Raw genomic sequence first — 15673 nt, 5'->3', positions numbered from 1 at the left:
ACCATGTTAACCCAACATATTAGCCAAGCTTTAGCGGCGGTTCGTCAGCAAAAGCCATTGGTCGTCAATATCACGAACTATGTCGTTATGAACAACACGGCTAACGCCTTACTCGCGATTGGTGCTTCACCTATCATGGCCCATTCTAAGCAAGAGATGGCGGAGATGATGTCGTTTGCTGGAGCGTTGGTTATCAACATTGGCACCTTAGACAGTGTTTGGACACCGCGTATGAGCTTCGCGGTGGAACAAGCTAATGCCAACAGCAAAGTTGTTGTACTCGATCCTGTCGGATGCGGTGCAAGCATGCTACGCACAGACATGTCGCGTCAAATTGCCCGTAGTGCCGATCAGTTGATCATTCGCGGCAACGCTTCCGAGATCATTGCTCTTGCTGGCGAGCAGGCGCAAAGCAAAGGTGTCGATGCACTCGACAGTAGTGAGGCGGCCCTAGGTGCTGCACGCTTCTTAGTCGCGGAGTTCGGCGCCAACGTGGTTATCTCAGGAGAGACAGATTACATAGTGACTGATGAGCAAACCGTTAAGCTGAGTAACGGTCACCAGATGATGCCTTATGTCACTGGGATGGGTTGTACACTAACGGCATTGACTGGAGCCTTTGCTGCAGTCGGGGAAACCACTGGCTTAGCGGCAGCGGCAGTATTAGGTGTTGCTGGCGAGATGGCGGCCGAGCAAAGCCATGGGCCGGGGAGTCTGCAAGTCAACCTGTTAGATGCACTATATCAACTTGACGAAGCAACACTCATCAAGCGACTTAACCTGCACATAGACTAACTATATCGCCTCTCATCTTTATCCGATGAGAGGCGCAAAGGAACCGAGATGAACCCTTATCGTTTGTATCTGGTCACTGATGATCAGCAAGATTTAGCCACGCTTAAATATGTTGTCCAACAGGCCATTGAAGGTGGTGTCACTATGGTCCAGGTTAGAGAAAAACACGGGGACGTGCGAGCTTTTATCGAGCGAGCCAAAGCCGTAAAAACGATCTTAAAACAGACCGATGTTCCCTTGATCATCAATGACCGTGTCGACGTCGCACTCGCCGTGGATGCTGATGGTGTCCACCTTGGTCAGTCTGACATGCCAGCCAGTGTCGCTCGTGCACTGATAGGCCCAGATAAACTCCTTGGTTTATCGATTGAAAATGAACAGCAATTGGCTGAAGCAGACTCGCTACCTATCGACTACATTGGCCTCAGCGCTATCTTCGCAACACCGACAAAAACCAATACCAAAAAGCATTGGGGGATAGAAGGCCTTCAATTGGCATTAAGTCGAACCTCATTACCGATTGTCGCAATTGGTGGTATTAACCAAGACAATATTCCACAACTCTGCGCAACGGGAGTCCAAGGGTTGGCCTTGGTCTCTGCTATCTGCCACGCTGATGACCCGAAAAGCGCCGCACGATATTTACGTCAGTTGATGAACTGATTAGCGCTTTCTCCGCTATGAGTGGCGATATGATTTTTAACCGCGTCACTCACCGAGAAACCATTGGTTAGGCACTCTTACTGCAATCACTTGGGCACGGCAACACAGCTTATCCTGCGAGAAAAGGTCACATTCAATAACCATCTTCTTCTCTTTCACTTCAACAATGCGCGCCTGTAAGCTCACCGGGAAACTAAGCGCGACAGGCTGAAGGAACGAGATATCTAGCTGGCCAGTAGCGAACCAAATAGGCTCACCTTGGCCAATTTGCTTGCCGCTCAGTTGATAACCTTTGGCAATGGCCATACACACGCAGTGACAATCGATAATAGTTGAGATGATGCCACCGTTTAAGAAATGGGTCGGCCCTGCACAATGATGAGGCTGGGCGATAAATTCGCAGCTAGCGGCATCTTCAGTCTGCCAATAGCTTTTAATTTGTAACCCTTGCGCGTTGTCGCTGCCACACCCATAACAGTGATTGTTGGGAATCTGATCTTGAATCGCTTGTTGCATAGCGCCTCCTCTAACGGCCAAAGACTCTTTGACTATAGTCGCTGGTAGCTTGTATGTGTCTGCTATTCAATCACTTTTTCCAACTCACACTGCAACCAGGCTCTGCGTAAGCGATGCAATGTGAGGCATATCGCGGCGATAGATTATTAAAACGATATGCTAGGATTAACGCTTTCCTCTGTATGAGCCTTCAACGATTAAGGAAAACATCAATGAAACTCTCTAGCGCCTTATTAACCGCAGCTTTGATATTAGCTGCTCCACAAGCTTTCTCTTCTGAACGGGCTCAAGTCGGTTGGCAATGGATAGAACAAGGTGCACTCATCATTGATGTTCGCACTCCGCAGGAGTTTGCCCAAGGCCATCTTAATAACGCGGTCAACTACCCTTTGTCTGAGTTAGATAAACACTTTGCCGATATCGATAAAGAGGCTCACATCGTGCTTTATTGTCGCAGTGGCAACCGTTCTGGCATTGCGTTTGAGCATCTCAGTGAGCAAGGGTTCAGTAACCTCCACAATGCCGGCGGACTCATCGAGATGCAGAACGCCCAATAAACCAAAGACACATTTCGAAACCTTATTGACGATTTTATTAGTGATTTTTTCGGCTTTTTTCACAGAGTCTAGCGCACAACACTCTAGATCTAGGCTTAGCTTGGTGATTTATAGTAGAGTCCTAAACCTTAATTTATAAAATAAAATCAAGCTTAAGGAATGGCGATGAAGTTAAACGCCTTGGTATTGGCGCTCTCCGTGACTTTCACCGGAGCTGCGCCCGCCGTTTTTGCAGATGAAACCACACAGCAACAGGTACAACCGATGACAATACAATATCCGACCACCAAAAAAGTGGCCGTCGTGGACGAGTACTTTGGCACTCAAGTTCCTGATCCTTACCGTTGGTTAGAAGATGACCGCAGCGCCGAAACGGCTGAGTGGGTTGAAGCCCAAAACAACGTGACATTTGGCTACTTAGACCAGATCCCTTACCGCAACCAAATTGAACAGCGTCTTACTCAGTTAATGGATTACGAAAAAGTCGGCAGTCCATTTAAAGAGGGGAAATACACCTACTTCTACAAAAATGACGGCTTACAAAACCAAGATGTGCTTTATCGCCAACTGGGTGATGCCGAAGCCGAAGTCTTCTTAGACCCGAATACCTTCAGTGAAGAAGGCACAACCTCACTCGGTGGAATCAGCTTCTCTAAAGATGGCTCTCTATTCGCTTACAGTATTTCAGAAGGTGGCAGTGACTGGCGCAAAGTAATCGTTCTCGATGCAGAAACCAAACAGCCTATCGGTGAGACTTTGGTAGACGTTAAGTTCAGTGGCATCAGTTGGTTGAACAACGAAGGCTTCTTCTATTCCAGCTATGACAAACCACAAGGCAGTGAGCTCTCCGCCAAAACGGATCAACACAAGTTGTACTTCCATAAGTTAGGCAGCAAACAGAGCGAAGACACGCTTATTTTTGGTGGCAGCGACACGGAAAAGCATCGTTATGTCTCCGGTTACACCACAGAAGATGGTCGTTACCTAGTGATAGGAGCAATGGAGTCAACGTCAGGCAACAAGCTGTATGTGAAAGATCTGTCCAATCCTGACAGCCCACTCATCACAGTATTGGATAACACGGACTCTGATACTTGGGTCATTGATACTCAAGGTGACACCCTTTATCTAGAAACTAACCTAGACGCTCCAAATGTACGCGTAGTCAAAGTCAACTTCGCCAAGCCTCAGCCTGAACACTGGGTCGATGTTATTCCTGAGACAAACAATGTACTGACGGTATCTAGCGCTGGTGGCAACTTATTCGCTCAATACATGGTCGATGCCACCTCGCAGATCAAACAGTATGACATGACAGGTAAGTTTATTCGCAACATCGAATTACCAGATATTGGCAGCGCACATGGCTTTGGTGGCAAAAAAGACGACCAAGAGCTCTACTACACCTTCACCAACTACAAAACACCAGGTACCACTTACAAGTTGGATATTCAATCGGGTAAAAGCGACGTCTACCGCGAGTCCAAAGCGCCATTCGATGCTGATCAATTTGAGTCAAAACAGGTGTTCTATACCTCGAAAGATGGCACAAAAGTACCAATGATTTTGACCTACAAAAAAGGCGTTCAGCTCAATGGTCAAAACCCCACAATTCTGTACGGTTACGGTGGCTTTAACGTAAGCTTAACCCCTGGTTTCAGCCCGAGCCGTGCGGCTTGGTTAGAACTTGGTGGAATCTACGCCGTCGCTAATTTGCGTGGTGGTGGTGAATACGGCAAAGAGTGGCATGATGCGGGAACTCAAATGCATAAGCAGAATGTATTTGATGACTTCATTTCCGCCGCCGAGTACTTGATTGATAAAGGCTATACATCATCGGATAAGCTAGCGATAAACGGCGGATCAAATGGTGGATTGCTAGTCGGTGCGGCCATGACTCAACGACCTGAGTTATTCAAAGTCGCGCTACCTGCCGTGGGTGTATTGGATATGTTGCGCTATCACACATTTACCGCTGGCGCAGGCTGGGCTTATGACTACGGCACTGCAGAACAGAGCAAAGAAATGTTCGAATATCTCAAAACTTACTCGCCAGTACATAACGTGAAACCGGGGGTTGAGTATCCGGCAACGATGGTGACGACCGGCGATCACGACGATCGCGTGGTGCCTGCACACTCATACAAATTCGCGGCAGAGCTACAGGCCAAACAAAGTGGTTCTCAACCGACACTGATTCGAATTGAAACCGATGCAGGCCACGGCGCGGGTACACCGACCCATAAGGTGATCGACCTTTACGCTGATATGTACAGCTTTACCCTATTCAACATGGGTGTAGAGAAAATCTAATCTAGATCGAATCGCACACGAAAAGAGGCTTAACCATAAGCCTCTTTGTTTGTCTGCAATCTTTACAGTTGATAGCGAAGTACTTGCTCTCGTTTAGTTTGATAGACTTTTTTCAGCTCAGCGAGTGTCTTGCCTCGGTTATGGTAGAACAGACCACCTTGTTCGTTGAGCATCGAGTAATGACTTGCGAGCATCGTCAGCACCATATCGACACGTTTAATCGTGGTTGGTGTGCAGCTTTTGCCTTCCAGATCATCTTCAATATCCAACACATGAGAGCGGAAAGTTTCTAACACATACAGGTGTTCCAATGCGGTGTGGCTTTGCAGCGCCGTTTGATACTGGTTCAGCAGTAGCTCTTTCGCATAAATCACATCTAAACTCGCCTTGTTTTGCTTTAACCACGCGATCTGCATTTCAAGTGCCGCTGCGGCTTGACGCTTCACTTCAGCAAATAAAGCCAGCGACTCCTGTTCACTTAGGTTGTGCGCCAATAACCAACCAGATAGAAAACGCGTCTCGAAGCGTTCACAAAAGTGGAACAATGGTGCGTCCATACCGTTGCTGTTCAGGCTTTGTAAGGGATCAAAAGGATACATATAACCAAAATCAAATAACTTCAGTTTTCCACGGCTATCAACCAGTAAGTTACCAGCGCATAAGTCCCATTCAAACAAGCCTATCCTTTCACTCGCAAGTAGAGTTGAAAATAGTTGCGACAAGATTGCCGGAGTAATCTCTGTGACGGGTTGGCCTTCAACCCACTCGGAAAGGATAATGCCTAATCGGTAGTTGGCGTAAACCGTTGTAACGATAGAATCAAACTGCGCTGAAGTTGCAGAGTTGTCTTTTTGTTGTTGAAAGTCTCTCCGTCGCTGCACTTCGTTGAGGAAGGAGTATTGGCCATCAAGGTTCTGAACTCTAGCCTGCGGACGTTTTTTCTTCAGCGTAAAGTCCTGCCCTTCAACTCGGATGCGAAACACTTCAGCAGTCAACCCGCTGTCAAAACTTTCGACAACATAGCTAGACTCGGCCGTCGTGGCCGCAAGCTGCTCAGGAGATAAAGGACAATCACTCGCGCTGCCCAGAATTAAGTTTTCCCCACTCTGGTCAAACTGCTGTTGTTCACTCTGACGTTGGTTCATTGTTCGCATCCTGCTTTGATAAAGTGTTGGTTACTTTATCAACAATGAAGCACATCACCTCCCCCCTTTGGTTTTTCCATGGGGATGAGAGCTTGGGCGCAATACGATTAGTGTGCTTTTTATTCAGCGTTGTGTAAGAGATTGGTTTAGCTGAGCAAAATAGTCGCTCAGTCGTTGCTCACCATAGACAGGAGCAACGCTATCTTGGCCTAGCATAGTCAAAAAGAACTCAGCGGGACCTACCCATCTCTCCGGCAAACGCCTTGCTACACCAAGCGCTAACAGACGCCAAACATCAGGTATGTGCGTATTACGGATCGCTTTACCCTGCGCTTCAAACGCCAAGCTTACTATGTCATTGACAGATAAGACATCGGGCCCTCCTACCGCCAATTCAGTCTCTTTGCGCTCAATAGCATCAATACAAAACCTTGCTAGATCGCTACCATGAATCGGGTTGAGAAGATTGTCCCCTCGACCGAACGTAAACACTCGCCCAGATTGAGCCATATTGAACACTTCACTGATGTCTGAAAAGAAACCATTCGGGCGAATCACACAAGGAGTAAGCCTAGTTGATTGCAGCAGTCGACGAGCAAAACGTTCTTTCGCGTTGAGCAGCCTCACTTGAGGGTAAGTTTGTGCCTTATAAGCAGAAATATAGATAAACTTGCTGACACCCGCTCGCTCAGCTTCTTTCAACAGATTGAGATTGGCCTGATAGTCAACATCCACATACCCTAAGCCATCTCGCTGACGTGTAATACCTAAGCAGGAAATCACCACATCAACCCCCTCGAAAATATCCGCTAACTCATCGGGGTGAGTCACTTGAGCTTGGATGATTTGCGACTCTTCCAGCCCCAGAGCCAACAACTTAGTGTTGTTTCGAGCCAGCGCTTTAAACTCAGCGCGTTGAGCCAGTAACTGCTTGACGATGTAGCCGCCCAAATATCCTGTCGATCCGGCGACCAATACTCTCGGTAATGTTTTCATCTCATTCTCCTTTACTCGTGATCGGGACGGTAAGGCTCTTCACGAAGAATATGGCTCACCAGCAGTTTCAAATAGAACAGAGGAACAAACCACTCTAGTCCTTGTGGCGCGGAGTCCCAATACAGCGCGATGACCAAACTCAGCGAATAAAGAGCCAACGCAACGGGGCGTTGTAAATAAAGCGTAACTTGCATAATGAAGATGCACGCCAACACCATATAGCCTCCAATGACAGCAACCCAGATGGCATCAAAGTCTAAAAACGCCCAGCTATACAGAGACAATTGAACAAAGTGAGTGACGATAAAACTTAAGTGTTGTTTGAACCCTTGCCCCTCTCGATGAAACCAACGCTTAGCACTTGAGGTGGCGTTAGTAATGATTCCACCAACGATATCGACCGCGAGTAAACCCGCAATAAGCAATTGCACATTCGTCCAACCCAATTGAGCATAGTGGGCATAAAGAACCATCATAAACCCAGAAGAAAACGGCACATAAAGCTGCAAGTTCTTTTCTGCTTTCGTTGCGCCGGGACCAATCAACTTATCGATTCCACCCCAGAACCCCGCTCTTACTTGAGGAATACTCCAATCAATTTTCATACTAAAACCTTATTTAGACCACTTGGTCTTTTTAAATTAATACGCTTTGAGTGCCAGGTAAAGATCTTTTTTGTCCACTTGGTCTAAATAAAAGATCTTGTGTTATACTGCGAGGCATTGCGCTAATAAGAGCTGAGAAGAAAACCATGCCCAAGATCGTCGATCATGAAAGCAGACGTAGAGAAATTGCCTTAAAAGCAACCGAAGTGTTCCTTGAGTTCGGTTACAAAAACATTGGTATGAGACAGCTGTGCGAACAGTTAGGAATGAGCAAAAGTGCGGTTTATCACTATTACAAAAGTAAGGATGAACTGTTTAAAGCCGCAACAGAGGCCATCGTCAACTTTGATGCAGAAGTACTAGCAGATAGACCGAACTCTAGTGAAGCGAATACAGAGCAGCAAGTTGAAAACTTCGTATTGATCTTTCAGCAAATGGCTCCGCGCTTCTTCCAAGAAATGAAGCTTGTCTCTGATTACATTGATGTAATTGGACAAGAAAACGTAGCGACCGATCCATGCATGTTACTTGCGAATCAAAAGTACATGACGATGCTAGAAAACTACGTTTCAGCGAAACACAAAGAATCGCTTTATACCCTTATGCTAGGGCTATTGAATCATCAATTGATGTTGGGTAAAGCGCTAGAAGATTCGTATGTTATTGAGCAAGTTGAGCGAGTGTTGAGATAAGTAAATTCATCACAACTTGTTCTTCTCTGTCTGGACTCTCTTGGGGTCTTACATTAGGTTTGAATAAGACACTTTTGTAGGACAAAATCATCATGCACATCAGTTATGAGCAAGTCACCGCCTTTGTCGCTGTTGCCGAGTGTGGCTCCTTTAGCGCAGCAGCAAAACAATTAAATAAGCATCGCACGACGCTTGGTCAGGTGATCACCAACCTCGAAATTGAAATCAACATGACCTTGTTTGACCGTTCAACCCGCTACCCTCAATTGACGGAAGAAGGCTTAGCACTGTATCAACATGCTAAAAACCTCTCGGAAACGACCAAGTCTTTTGAGCGTCTTTGCCAGAGCACCGAACAAGGGAACGAGAGCCAAATTACTATCTGCCATAGTGAATTGGTGCCGGGAAAACTGATTCAAGATGTGATGATTGGGATTCGAAAAAAATTCCCGTTAGTCAAAGTGAACTGGCTTCACAAAAACAATCATGAAACGAAAGCGTTGTTCGAACAAGATGCTGCGGACCTTGCTGTCATGCTCGTTCCTACGGGCAATGCCACGACAGCATTCAGCTACACCTATCTGCTCAATCTTCCCTTTGTTGTTTGTGCCACCAGCGAATTTATTAAGCAACATCAGATTGTTGACCTCACCTCTCTAAAGCGAGCAAGGCAACTGCTGATGGCGGATTTTCACCATACTGGCATCGCACAAACGCTGACGATATCAAACCTCGCCCAACAAATCGAAAGTGTGAATGTGCTCAAAAACCTGTTAGTCGCAGGTGATGGCTGGGCAATTGTCCCTACCCATTGCGTGGAGGATCTTTTAGCAACCCAGCAATTACAGACAATTGAGATAGACGAACTCCATGCCGTGCTTCAGTTCCCCATCAACCTTTGGCAACACAACCGCTTAGCTGGCCCTGTCACGCGAGAAATGATTCGACTGTTTAAAGAACACAGTCACACTCACACCATTCGAAGTGAGGATTGAATGCTCATAACGTGATTTAGGTATTTTTGTTTTCCACCGTACACTCCAAATCGTTCCTAAACATGAATCGGAGTTACTATGAAATTGAAAGCAATCACCCTGGCCCTTCTTGCTGGCACTCTTACTACTGGTGTAGCGCACGCTTGTACCTCAGTCGCATGGAATACCGACTTGGGCACTTTCACTTCTAGAACGATGGATTGGATGGAATCAACCTCACCTGTACTAGGTACGATTAACAAAGGCGACGTTCGTTCGCTTCAAGGTAATGGTCTGGGCAATACCTACACGGTGAAATACGACATGGTTGCGGTACTGGCTTATGGTGAACTGGTTGCCGATGGTGTAAACAGCGAGGGCATGCAAGTCAACGCTCTGTTCTATCCGGATATGACCATGAAAAAGGCGGAAACAGGTTCAGAAGTCACGCAATTTACCATCGCTGAATACCTACTGGCTAACTACGCAACGGTTGATGATGTGGTTAAAGCGCTGCCAACATTGGAATACGCGACTATCCCTATGGAAGGCATGCCCGTCGAAATCAAACTTCACTGGTCTGTCACAGACAAAAGTGGTGATCGCCTAGTGATTGAGATGGATGAAGACGGCTTGCATACCTACCGCGGCGAAGAAGCGATGGTAATGACTAACGATCCTTCGATGAAAGAGCACATCGAAATGCGCAAGAAGGTTCAACCAACGTGGGAAAACGCGAGTCGTGATACCGACTATGGCTCCATTGGCAACGGTAACTCACACAGTCGCTTTGTTCACGCGAGCTACTTTATGAGCAAACTCACGGAGCCTACCAGCATCACCAACGGGATGATGAAGCTGTCGACAGTTCCTTATCGCGTACCTGCGGATGCGCCATACAAAGATTTTGGCAACGGCAATGGTATGTCTGGTTACGCAACAGAATGGACCATGACACAAAGCTTGGATACGGGTGACAGCGTATTCGAATACAACTTTGAAGAAAACTGGAACACGGTAAAATTCAACGTTTATGAAATGATGGGCAAAGATTTCCGACTACCACTGACGAAATCATTTATGGCGAAGTTCTAGTCGCGAGCAAAATACTGAGTGCCATTTCGCACTCAAACAAAAGCACCGCGATGTCGGTGCTTTTTTCGTTCGAGTACCAAGCCACTACTTTCCTCGTCCATACATCTTGTCGAAGTTTGGAATGTTCTTTTCCCAAATGGGCGTCTCTTCTCCCACAATAGATTTGAGTGTGTCGATAAATAACTTGGTTTTGATTGGTGCATCTCGGTGCGGGTACACGGCGTAAAAGGTACCGAAATCATCAATGTTCAAGTGCGTCATGATCGGCACTAGCTTGCCTTGTTTGATTTCGTCTTGGACCATTTGTGCGGTCACCACAGCAAGCGTATTTCCTCCAGCTGCGCTTCTTGCCAACATTTCCACATCATTCACTTTATAAGCGACATTAAGCTGAAAATGCTGTTGTTTACCTTGCTCATCTTGATAGCCGAATTTATCGAATAACAAACCTGGGGCTGCGTAAATAGTGGCGGGTAAAGATTCCAATTTCTCAAGACTGTTCACCTCACCATGTTTTTCTAAAAACGCAGGGGCAGCAACAATCAGCAGACGGCTTCGCGCAATCTTACGGGTAATCAAGCTCGAGTTTTTAGGTCGTCCGATACGGAAGCCAATATCAAAGCCCTCTTGCACCATATCCACCATGCGATCTTCTAAGCGCAGTTCAAACTCCACATCTGGGTATTGTTTTTGGAACACCGAAATCGCATCTTGAACATATTGACGTCCGAACATGGTCGAACTGGTAATACGCAAGACACCGCGAGGCTCTTCGTGATAATTCTGTGCCAAACGGTGAGTATCACTGAGAAGTGACCGAAGGGATTTGGCTTGATTGACCATTTCATTCCCAGCAGCCGTCAATGATAAGGAGCGCGTGGTTCGGTTGAGCAATCGAACACCCAACTCCTCTTCCAAACGGCGGATCTGCTTTGAGATCACCGAACGATCCACATTCTTCTGTTCTGATACCTTGGTGAACGAGCCGAGTTCGACCACTTCAAGTAGCAGCAATAAACGACTAGAGAAATCCATAACGTCTTACCTAAAAAACTATTGTTGCTTTTATAGCACCAATTATATGCCATTTAGCTTATTTTTCTCATCTTATAACAAATCTATAGTAGCTGCACACAACGGGAGAGAGACAAACCTCCTCAATACCAAACCAATAAATTCGCGTTACCGAGGTCTGCTGATCTTACTAACGTTGAGGAAACAGCTATGAAAACTCTATCAATCACAACACAAAACGGCATCGCTACTGTTGAAATCAACAACCCACCAGTGAACGTACTGACCATCGATTTGATTGATGAAATCAACGAGTTTGTCCTATCGCTTAAAGATGACCGCGATACGAAAGTGGTGGTATTCAAATCGCTTCATGAGTCTTTCTTCTTGGCGCATTTAGATTTGAACGTTATCAACGGCACACAAGGTGGTCAGGCAGCATCAATTGAATTCAACCACATGATTGCCAACATCAAAGCGATGAAACAAGTATCGGTTGCTGTGGTTGATGGTGTGGCTCGTGGCGGCGGTAATGAGTTTGTGATGGCGTGTGACTTGGCTTACGGCACAGAAAACGCAGCATTTGCTCAGCCAGAGATTCACGTCAACATCCCAACGGGTGGTCAAGGTGCGGTACAGTTCGCTCGTCGCATGGGCAAAAACAAAGCGCTTCAAGCGCTGCTACTTGGTAACGACTTTACGGCACAACAGGCAGAGCAGTTAAACATCATTACTCAGTTTGTTCCTAAAGCAGAACTGGATGGGTTCTTAGCGGCAACATTGGGCGTGATTAGCCAATTAGAAGTGCGTGACATAGTAATGTACAAAGAGATCATCGCAACCTCTATTAAAGATGAAGACGCAGGTGCAGAGCTAGAGTTGCGTTACTTCTTAGAGCGCGCAAAAGAGCAAAAAACCGCAGCGATCATCGACGCGTTCCTAAAACACGGTGGTCAAACAGAGCGTGAAGCGAAAGACATCCAAGGCATCTTTGTTGATACCGCGGCTGAGCTAAATAAACAATAGAACTTGGTTCATCTTCGACCTAAGGCACCGACAGTCCGTTGGTGCCTTGTCTATTTGCAAACTCTGGCGAATCTTATTGCGCGAAAAATGATTTGTTGCCGTAATCAGTAAAAAAGTCGAGGTTGGACGCGCCGTTAGCGTATCAGGACACTTGAGCGTAAGCCTTGCGAATCAACTTTCTGATATCGACGCAGTCTATACCGACTCTCACGATCTCGACAGCGAACCACCCAACACACCGGAAGCCGAGCTAGAATATTTGGGTATCTGCTTGTTCAGCGAGGCTGAAACACTTCGAGAGTTGACCATGAAGTTCAGCTTATATCGCTAAAAGAGCGTGATAGCTTGGTGATCCTCTCATCAATTTTTCATCAAGCTATCTGTACATTGCCACTTTTAGGGTTAGAATCTAGCTCACGGATCAACCAAAAGTGGCAACACTTTCTCATAAAATAAAGGAGGAACTTATGTCTTTGTGGTGTTCAATCAACCCACGCTTTTATGGCATGAAGGACCGCTCAAGAGTTTCAGATTTCGCGCTGCGATAATCTCGACTTGAGCGAATAATTACCTTTCGACGAAAACACGTCACCCGAGTACTATCCCTCAAGCTCGAAGAATTATTGTCAGCCCTGACAACGGCCACTTGCGCCCAAAATTCTTGAGAACACTATGAGTACTTTTTTAACTGCACAATCATTAACCCTTAACTACACAGCAAAACCTTTATTTGAACAACTTAGCTTCACCATTCAACGTGGCGACAAAATTGGCCTTATCGGTCATAACGGTTGTGGTAAAAGTTCGCTGCTAAAGCTACTCAATGGCCAGTTTGAGCCAAGCCAAGGCAACATTGCGAAAGCCAACTCCTGTTTAATGCGTTATGTTGAGCAACACCTTCCTGACACCATTCAATCGAATACGGTACTCGCTGCACTGGCTGAAGCCTTAGCGGAGGATGAAATATGGCGTGCGGAGCTACTACTGGATGAGCTGGGCTTTTCTCTCCAAGAACGAGAAATGCCGGTTGCCAATTGCAGTGGTGGCCAACAAATGCGTTTACTGCTCGCTAGGGCCATCATTCACCAGCCTGATTTGCTTCTGCTCGATGAGCCGAGTAACCACTTGGACTTACCTTCGCTCCTTTGGTTAGAGCAATTCCTATCCAATTGGAAAGGCTCTTTTGTCTTAGTCTCTCACGACCAAACTTTATTGGATCGAGTGACCAATACCACTTGGATAATGCGAGACCGCGCTTTGCATCACTTCTCTCTGCCTTGCTCATCGGCAAGACAGGCACTGGATGAAAAAGATCACGCAGACCGCCTGCGCCACGCCAGCGAGCAAAAAGAGATCGATAGAATTGAAAAGAGTGCTAAGCGCCTGGCCACTTGGGGCAAAGTCTATGACAACGAAGACTTAGCCCGTAAAGCCAAAACCATGTTCGCACGTAAAGAGCGATTGGTTGAAGAGCAAACCGAACTTTCTGAAGGTACTCCTTGGGTACTTGAGTTAAAAGGAGATGCGCTCCCAGCCAATCGACTGCTTGAGGTTCTTCCTTTTTCAGTCAAGCCGCCACAAAGCGATCTTCATCTGTTCGATATGATTGAAAAGCGCGTGAAAAGTGGGGATCGCATCGCGGTCTTGGGCAGCAATGGCTGTGGAAAATCAACATTGCTGAATTTGCTCTATCAGCAGTATCTCGACGTTGAGAAAAGCTCCTCGAAGCAAGCGATCCACTTTCACGAGCGTTGCCGATTAGGCTATTACGATCAATCTCTGCAGCAGCTTAATGACCAAGACTCATTAATCGATGCCCTGCAATCATTCGCATCAATCAGTAGCGAAATCGCGAAACGAGCCTTGATAGGCGCTGGGTTCGAGTACACTCGTCATGATCAGCAAGTAGCCAGTTTGAGTGGTGGAGAACGCGCTCGCGTGTTGTTTGTTGGTTTAACTCTTGCTCGATACCATATGCTATTTTTAGATGAGCCAACCAACCATCTAGACATGGAAGGTAAACAAGAGCTTATTGCCACCTTAGCTGGCTTTGAAGGCGCAGTACTGCTCGTGAGCCACGACCGCAGTTTGATTGAGCAGAGCTGTAATCGATTTTGGTTAGTTGACCAAGGCCAATTGACCGAGTATCTCACCGCAGAAGAGGTCTACCAACACATCGCTTCAAACAGCGCGCAAGTCAGCCCCGCACGGCCATGCCGAGCGCCAATTGTTAGCAACACGCAGCCAAGCAAAGCGGAAACGCTCGTGAACTCTGAAGAGGAGTTGCTAGCAAGGCTGATTGAACTAGAAAGCTTGCTAGAAGCGGATTTAGCCCGCAAGCCCAAACACCAAAAACCGGCTATGCAACAGCGCTGGCAAGAGGAAATTCATACCATCAACCAGCAACTATAAAATGCAAAAGGCACCGATAATCGGTGCCTTTTCATATCAGGATAAAGCCTTATTGCTCGGCTTCATCATGCTGTGGCGCATATTCGAGAATATCTCCCGGCTGGCAATCCAGATGCTTACAAATCGCCTCTAACGTTGCCAATTTTACCGCCTTTGCTCGGCCATTTTTTAGCACCGAGAGGTTTTGTTCCGTAATCCCGACCAACTTGGCTAACTCATTCGAGCGCATTTTTCTTTTCGCCAGCATCACATCAAGATTGATTACAATCGCCATACCTATTCCGTTATATCGTCAGCTCACTCTCTTCACGAAGTTCTGCTGCTCGCTCCATCACTACCGCAATCACTCTGACGATAAAGCCAATCACCATCATGGTTATATCAACATCATCGACTTCGATAGAAAAATACCAAGAATCGCCATTATACGACAAAGCGAGGCTAAGCAGTAAGTCACTGATTGCGCCAATAAAAGGAGTGGCGATCAAAAGGTAGCTGAGCTTCTTATAGCACTCCGCATTTTTCTGTTCAAAGATCTGACCTTTCTCATAGAGGCGGAATAATACGATCAATTGCCATAACATCGCCATAGTCAAAAACGCAGAAAACATACTTGGAATATACCCAACCAAGGAACGTGTCACTGACAGCGGCAATTCAACTTCAACAGGGAAGGTTGCAGTAAACCATTGCGCATCAAACATAGTCGCACTGAACCATAAGGTTGAATCCAGCAGAGCGACAAATACAAATGAAAACCAAAATAAAATGAGTAACTTGCGGCTAAAACCACTAATAGATTGCTGAGACATATACAACACCAATAACGAATAACTTGAGAGCATATTAATGAACGATTCATAAATTAAC

General features: G+C 46.4%; 17 protein-coding genes. 10 read left to right on the top strand and 7 right to left on the bottom strand.

Features of this window, described 5'->3' with window-relative positions; all coding sequences use genetic code 11:
• Positions 1-3 precede the first annotated feature (3 nt).
• Together thiM and thiE are read left to right on the top strand one after the other, a co-directional pair.
• Positions 4-795: a hydroxyethylthiazole kinase gene (gene thiM, locus RH45_RS19785; RefSeq protein WP_008080763.1), complete on the top strand. Its 792-nt coding sequence runs from the start codon at positions 4-6 to the stop codon at positions 793-795.
• A gap of 48 nt (positions 796-843) precedes the next feature.
• Positions 844-1458, top strand: a complete 615-nt coding sequence (gene thiE, locus RH45_RS19780; protein WP_008080762.1) for a thiamine phosphate synthase — start codon at positions 844-846, stop codon at positions 1456-1458.
• A 45-nt stretch (positions 1459-1503) separates the two neighbouring features.
• On the opposite strand, the gene RH45_RS19775 is transcribed toward thiE, so the two are convergent.
• The gene (locus tag RH45_RS19775; RefSeq protein ID WP_008080760.1) at positions 1504-1974 is read right to left on the bottom strand and encodes a PaaI family thioesterase; all 471 of its coding nucleotides are present in this window, start codon (positions 1972-1974) and stop codon (positions 1504-1506) included.
• 212 nt (positions 1975-2186) lie between these two features.
• Between RH45_RS19775 and RH45_RS19770 the strand changes: the two genes are divergently transcribed.
• On the top strand, positions 2187-2531 hold the full coding sequence (locus tag RH45_RS19770) for a rhodanese-like domain-containing protein (protein ID WP_008080758.1): 345 nt from the start codon (positions 2187-2189) through the stop codon (positions 2529-2531).
• Between the two features lie 264 nt (positions 2532-2795).
• Entirely contained in the window at positions 2796-4844 is a 2049-nt protein-coding gene (locus RH45_RS19765; protein ID WP_409350864.1) for a prolyl oligopeptidase family serine peptidase, read from the top strand.
• A gap of 62 nt (positions 4845-4906) precedes the next feature.
• Here the strand turns inward: RH45_RS19765 and RH45_RS19760 are convergent, their stop codons facing one another.
• The 3 genes from RH45_RS19760 to RH45_RS19750 all read right to left on the bottom strand — a co-directional run bounded on the left by RH45_RS19760 (position 4907) and on the right by RH45_RS19750 (position 7590).
• Entirely contained in the window at positions 4907-5989 is a 1083-nt protein-coding gene (locus RH45_RS19760; protein ID WP_008080756.1) for an AarF/UbiB family protein, read from the bottom strand.
• Positions 5990-6112: 123 nt separating this feature from the next.
• Entirely contained in the window at positions 6113-6985 is an 873-nt protein-coding gene (locus RH45_RS19755; RefSeq protein WP_008080755.1) for an SDR family oxidoreductase, read from the bottom strand.
• 11 nt (positions 6986-6996) lie between these two features.
• Positions 6997-7590 (bottom strand): hypothetical protein, encoded by a 594-nt coding sequence (locus RH45_RS19750; protein WP_008080754.1) that lies wholly within the window; start codon positions 7588-7590, stop codon positions 6997-6999.
• A 146-nt stretch (positions 7591-7736) separates the two neighbouring features.
• Here RH45_RS19750 and RH45_RS19745 point away from each other — a divergent pair, with 146 nt between their 5' ends.
• From RH45_RS19745 to RH45_RS19735, 3 genes are all read left to right on the top strand, one after another.
• Positions 7737-8282: a TetR/AcrR family transcriptional regulator gene (locus tag RH45_RS19745; protein WP_008080753.1), complete on the top strand. Its 546-nt coding sequence runs from the start codon at positions 7737-7739 to the stop codon at positions 8280-8282.
• 92 nt (positions 8283-8374) lie between these two features.
• Positions 8375-9277 (top strand): LysR family transcriptional regulator, encoded by a 903-nt coding sequence (locus tag RH45_RS19740; protein WP_008080752.1) that lies wholly within the window; start codon positions 8375-8377, stop codon positions 9275-9277.
• A 78-nt stretch (positions 9278-9355) separates the two neighbouring features.
• The gene (locus tag RH45_RS19735) at positions 9356-10351 is read left to right on the top strand and encodes a linear amide C-N hydrolase (protein ID WP_008080751.1); all 996 of its coding nucleotides are present in this window, start codon (positions 9356-9358) and stop codon (positions 10349-10351) included.
• An 84-nt stretch (positions 10352-10435) separates the two neighbouring features.
• Here RH45_RS19735 and RH45_RS19730 read toward each other — a convergent pair whose 3' ends face one another.
• A complete protein-coding gene (locus RH45_RS19730; protein ID WP_008080750.1) occupies positions 10436-11386 on the bottom strand; it encodes a LysR family transcriptional regulator in 951 nt (316 codons plus the stop codon).
• A 189-nt stretch (positions 11387-11575) separates the two neighbouring features.
• Between RH45_RS19730 and RH45_RS19725 the strand changes: the two genes are divergently transcribed.
• The 3 genes from RH45_RS19725 to RH45_RS19720 all read left to right on the top strand — a co-directional run bounded on the left by RH45_RS19725 (position 11576) and on the right by RH45_RS19720 (position 14803).
• Entirely contained in the window at positions 11576-12391 is an 816-nt protein-coding gene (locus RH45_RS19725) for an enoyl-CoA hydratase/isomerase family protein (RefSeq protein WP_008080749.1), read from the top strand.
• A gap of 103 nt (positions 12392-12494) precedes the next feature.
• A complete protein-coding gene (locus RH45_RS23065) occupies positions 12495-12722 on the top strand; it encodes a DUF2000 family protein (RefSeq protein WP_071986200.1) in 228 nt (75 codons plus the stop codon).
• A gap of 341 nt (positions 12723-13063) precedes the next feature.
• Complete coding sequence (locus RH45_RS19720; protein ID WP_008080748.1) at positions 13064-14803, top strand: ABC-F family ATP-binding cassette domain-containing protein; 1740 nt, start codon at positions 13064-13066, stop codon at positions 14801-14803.
• A 49-nt stretch (positions 14804-14852) separates the two neighbouring features.
• On the opposite strand, the gene RH45_RS19715 is transcribed toward RH45_RS19720, so the two are convergent.
• Both RH45_RS19715 and RH45_RS19710 read right to left on the bottom strand, forming a co-directional pair.
• Complete coding sequence (locus tag RH45_RS19715; protein WP_008080747.1) at positions 14853-15077, bottom strand: helix-turn-helix domain-containing protein; 225 nt, start codon at positions 15075-15077, stop codon at positions 14853-14855.
• Positions 15078-15087: 10 nt separating this feature from the next.
• Positions 15088-15615: a DUF2975 domain-containing protein gene (locus RH45_RS19710; RefSeq protein WP_039958959.1), complete on the bottom strand. Its 528-nt coding sequence runs from the start codon at positions 15613-15615 to the stop codon at positions 15088-15090.
• Positions 15616-15673 lie beyond the last annotated feature (58 nt).

It is taken from the genome of Vibrio sinaloensis DSM 21326 (assembly GCF_000189275.1).
Taxonomy (GTDB): Bacteria; Pseudomonadota; Gammaproteobacteria; order Enterobacterales; family Vibrionaceae; genus Vibrio; species Vibrio sinaloensis.
The sequence above is the reverse complement of the archived record's forward strand: the minus strand, read 5'-3'. Positions and strand labels throughout refer to the sequence as shown.

Excerpts from the sequence above, each read along its gene's own strand:
- thiM (WP_008080763.1), top strand. The coding sequence starts at position 4 with ATGTTAACCCAACATATTAGCCAAGCTTTAGCGGCGGTTCGTCAGCAA.
- thiE (WP_008080762.1), top strand. The coding sequence starts at position 844 with ATGAACCCTTATCGTTTGTATCTGGTCACTGATGATCAGCAAGATTTA.
- RH45_RS19775 (WP_008080760.1), bottom strand. The coding sequence starts at position 1,974 with ATGCAACAAGCGATTCAAGATCAGATTCCCAACAATCACTGTTATGGG.
- RH45_RS19770 (WP_008080758.1), top strand. The coding sequence starts at position 2,187 with ATGAAACTCTCTAGCGCCTTATTAACCGCAGCTTTGATATTAGCTGCT.
- RH45_RS19765 (WP_409350864.1), top strand. The coding sequence starts at position 2,796 with ATGACAATACAATATCCGACCACCAAAAAAGTGGCCGTCGTGGACGAG.
- RH45_RS19760 (WP_008080756.1), bottom strand. The coding sequence starts at position 5,989 with ATGAACCAACGTCAGAGTGAACAACAGCAGTTTGACCAGAGTGGGGAA.
- RH45_RS19755 (WP_008080755.1), bottom strand. The coding sequence starts at position 6,985 with ATGAAAACATTACCGAGAGTATTGGTCGCCGGATCGACAGGATATTTG.
- RH45_RS19750 (WP_008080754.1), bottom strand. The coding sequence starts at position 7,590 with ATGAAAATTGATTGGAGTATTCCTCAAGTAAGAGCGGGGTTCTGGGGT.
- RH45_RS19745 (WP_008080753.1), top strand. The coding sequence starts at position 7,737 with ATGCCCAAGATCGTCGATCATGAAAGCAGACGTAGAGAAATTGCCTTA.
- RH45_RS19740 (WP_008080752.1), top strand. The coding sequence starts at position 8,375 with ATGCACATCAGTTATGAGCAAGTCACCGCCTTTGTCGCTGTTGCCGAG.
- RH45_RS19735 (WP_008080751.1), top strand. The coding sequence starts at position 9,356 with ATGAAATTGAAAGCAATCACCCTGGCCCTTCTTGCTGGCACTCTTACT.
- RH45_RS19730 (WP_008080750.1), bottom strand. The coding sequence starts at position 11,386 with ATGGATTTCTCTAGTCGTTTATTGCTGCTACTTGAAGTGGTCGAACTC.
- RH45_RS19725 (WP_008080749.1), top strand. The coding sequence starts at position 11,576 with ATGAAAACTCTATCAATCACAACACAAAACGGCATCGCTACTGTTGAA.
- RH45_RS19720 (WP_008080748.1), top strand. The coding sequence starts at position 13,064 with ATGAGTACTTTTTTAACTGCACAATCATTAACCCTTAACTACACAGCA.
- RH45_RS19715 (WP_008080747.1), bottom strand. The coding sequence starts at position 15,077 with ATGGCGATTGTAATCAATCTTGATGTGATGCTGGCGAAAAGAAAAATG.
- RH45_RS19710 (WP_039958959.1), bottom strand. The coding sequence starts at position 15,615 with ATGTCTCAGCAATCTATTAGTGGTTTTAGCCGCAAGTTACTCATTTTA.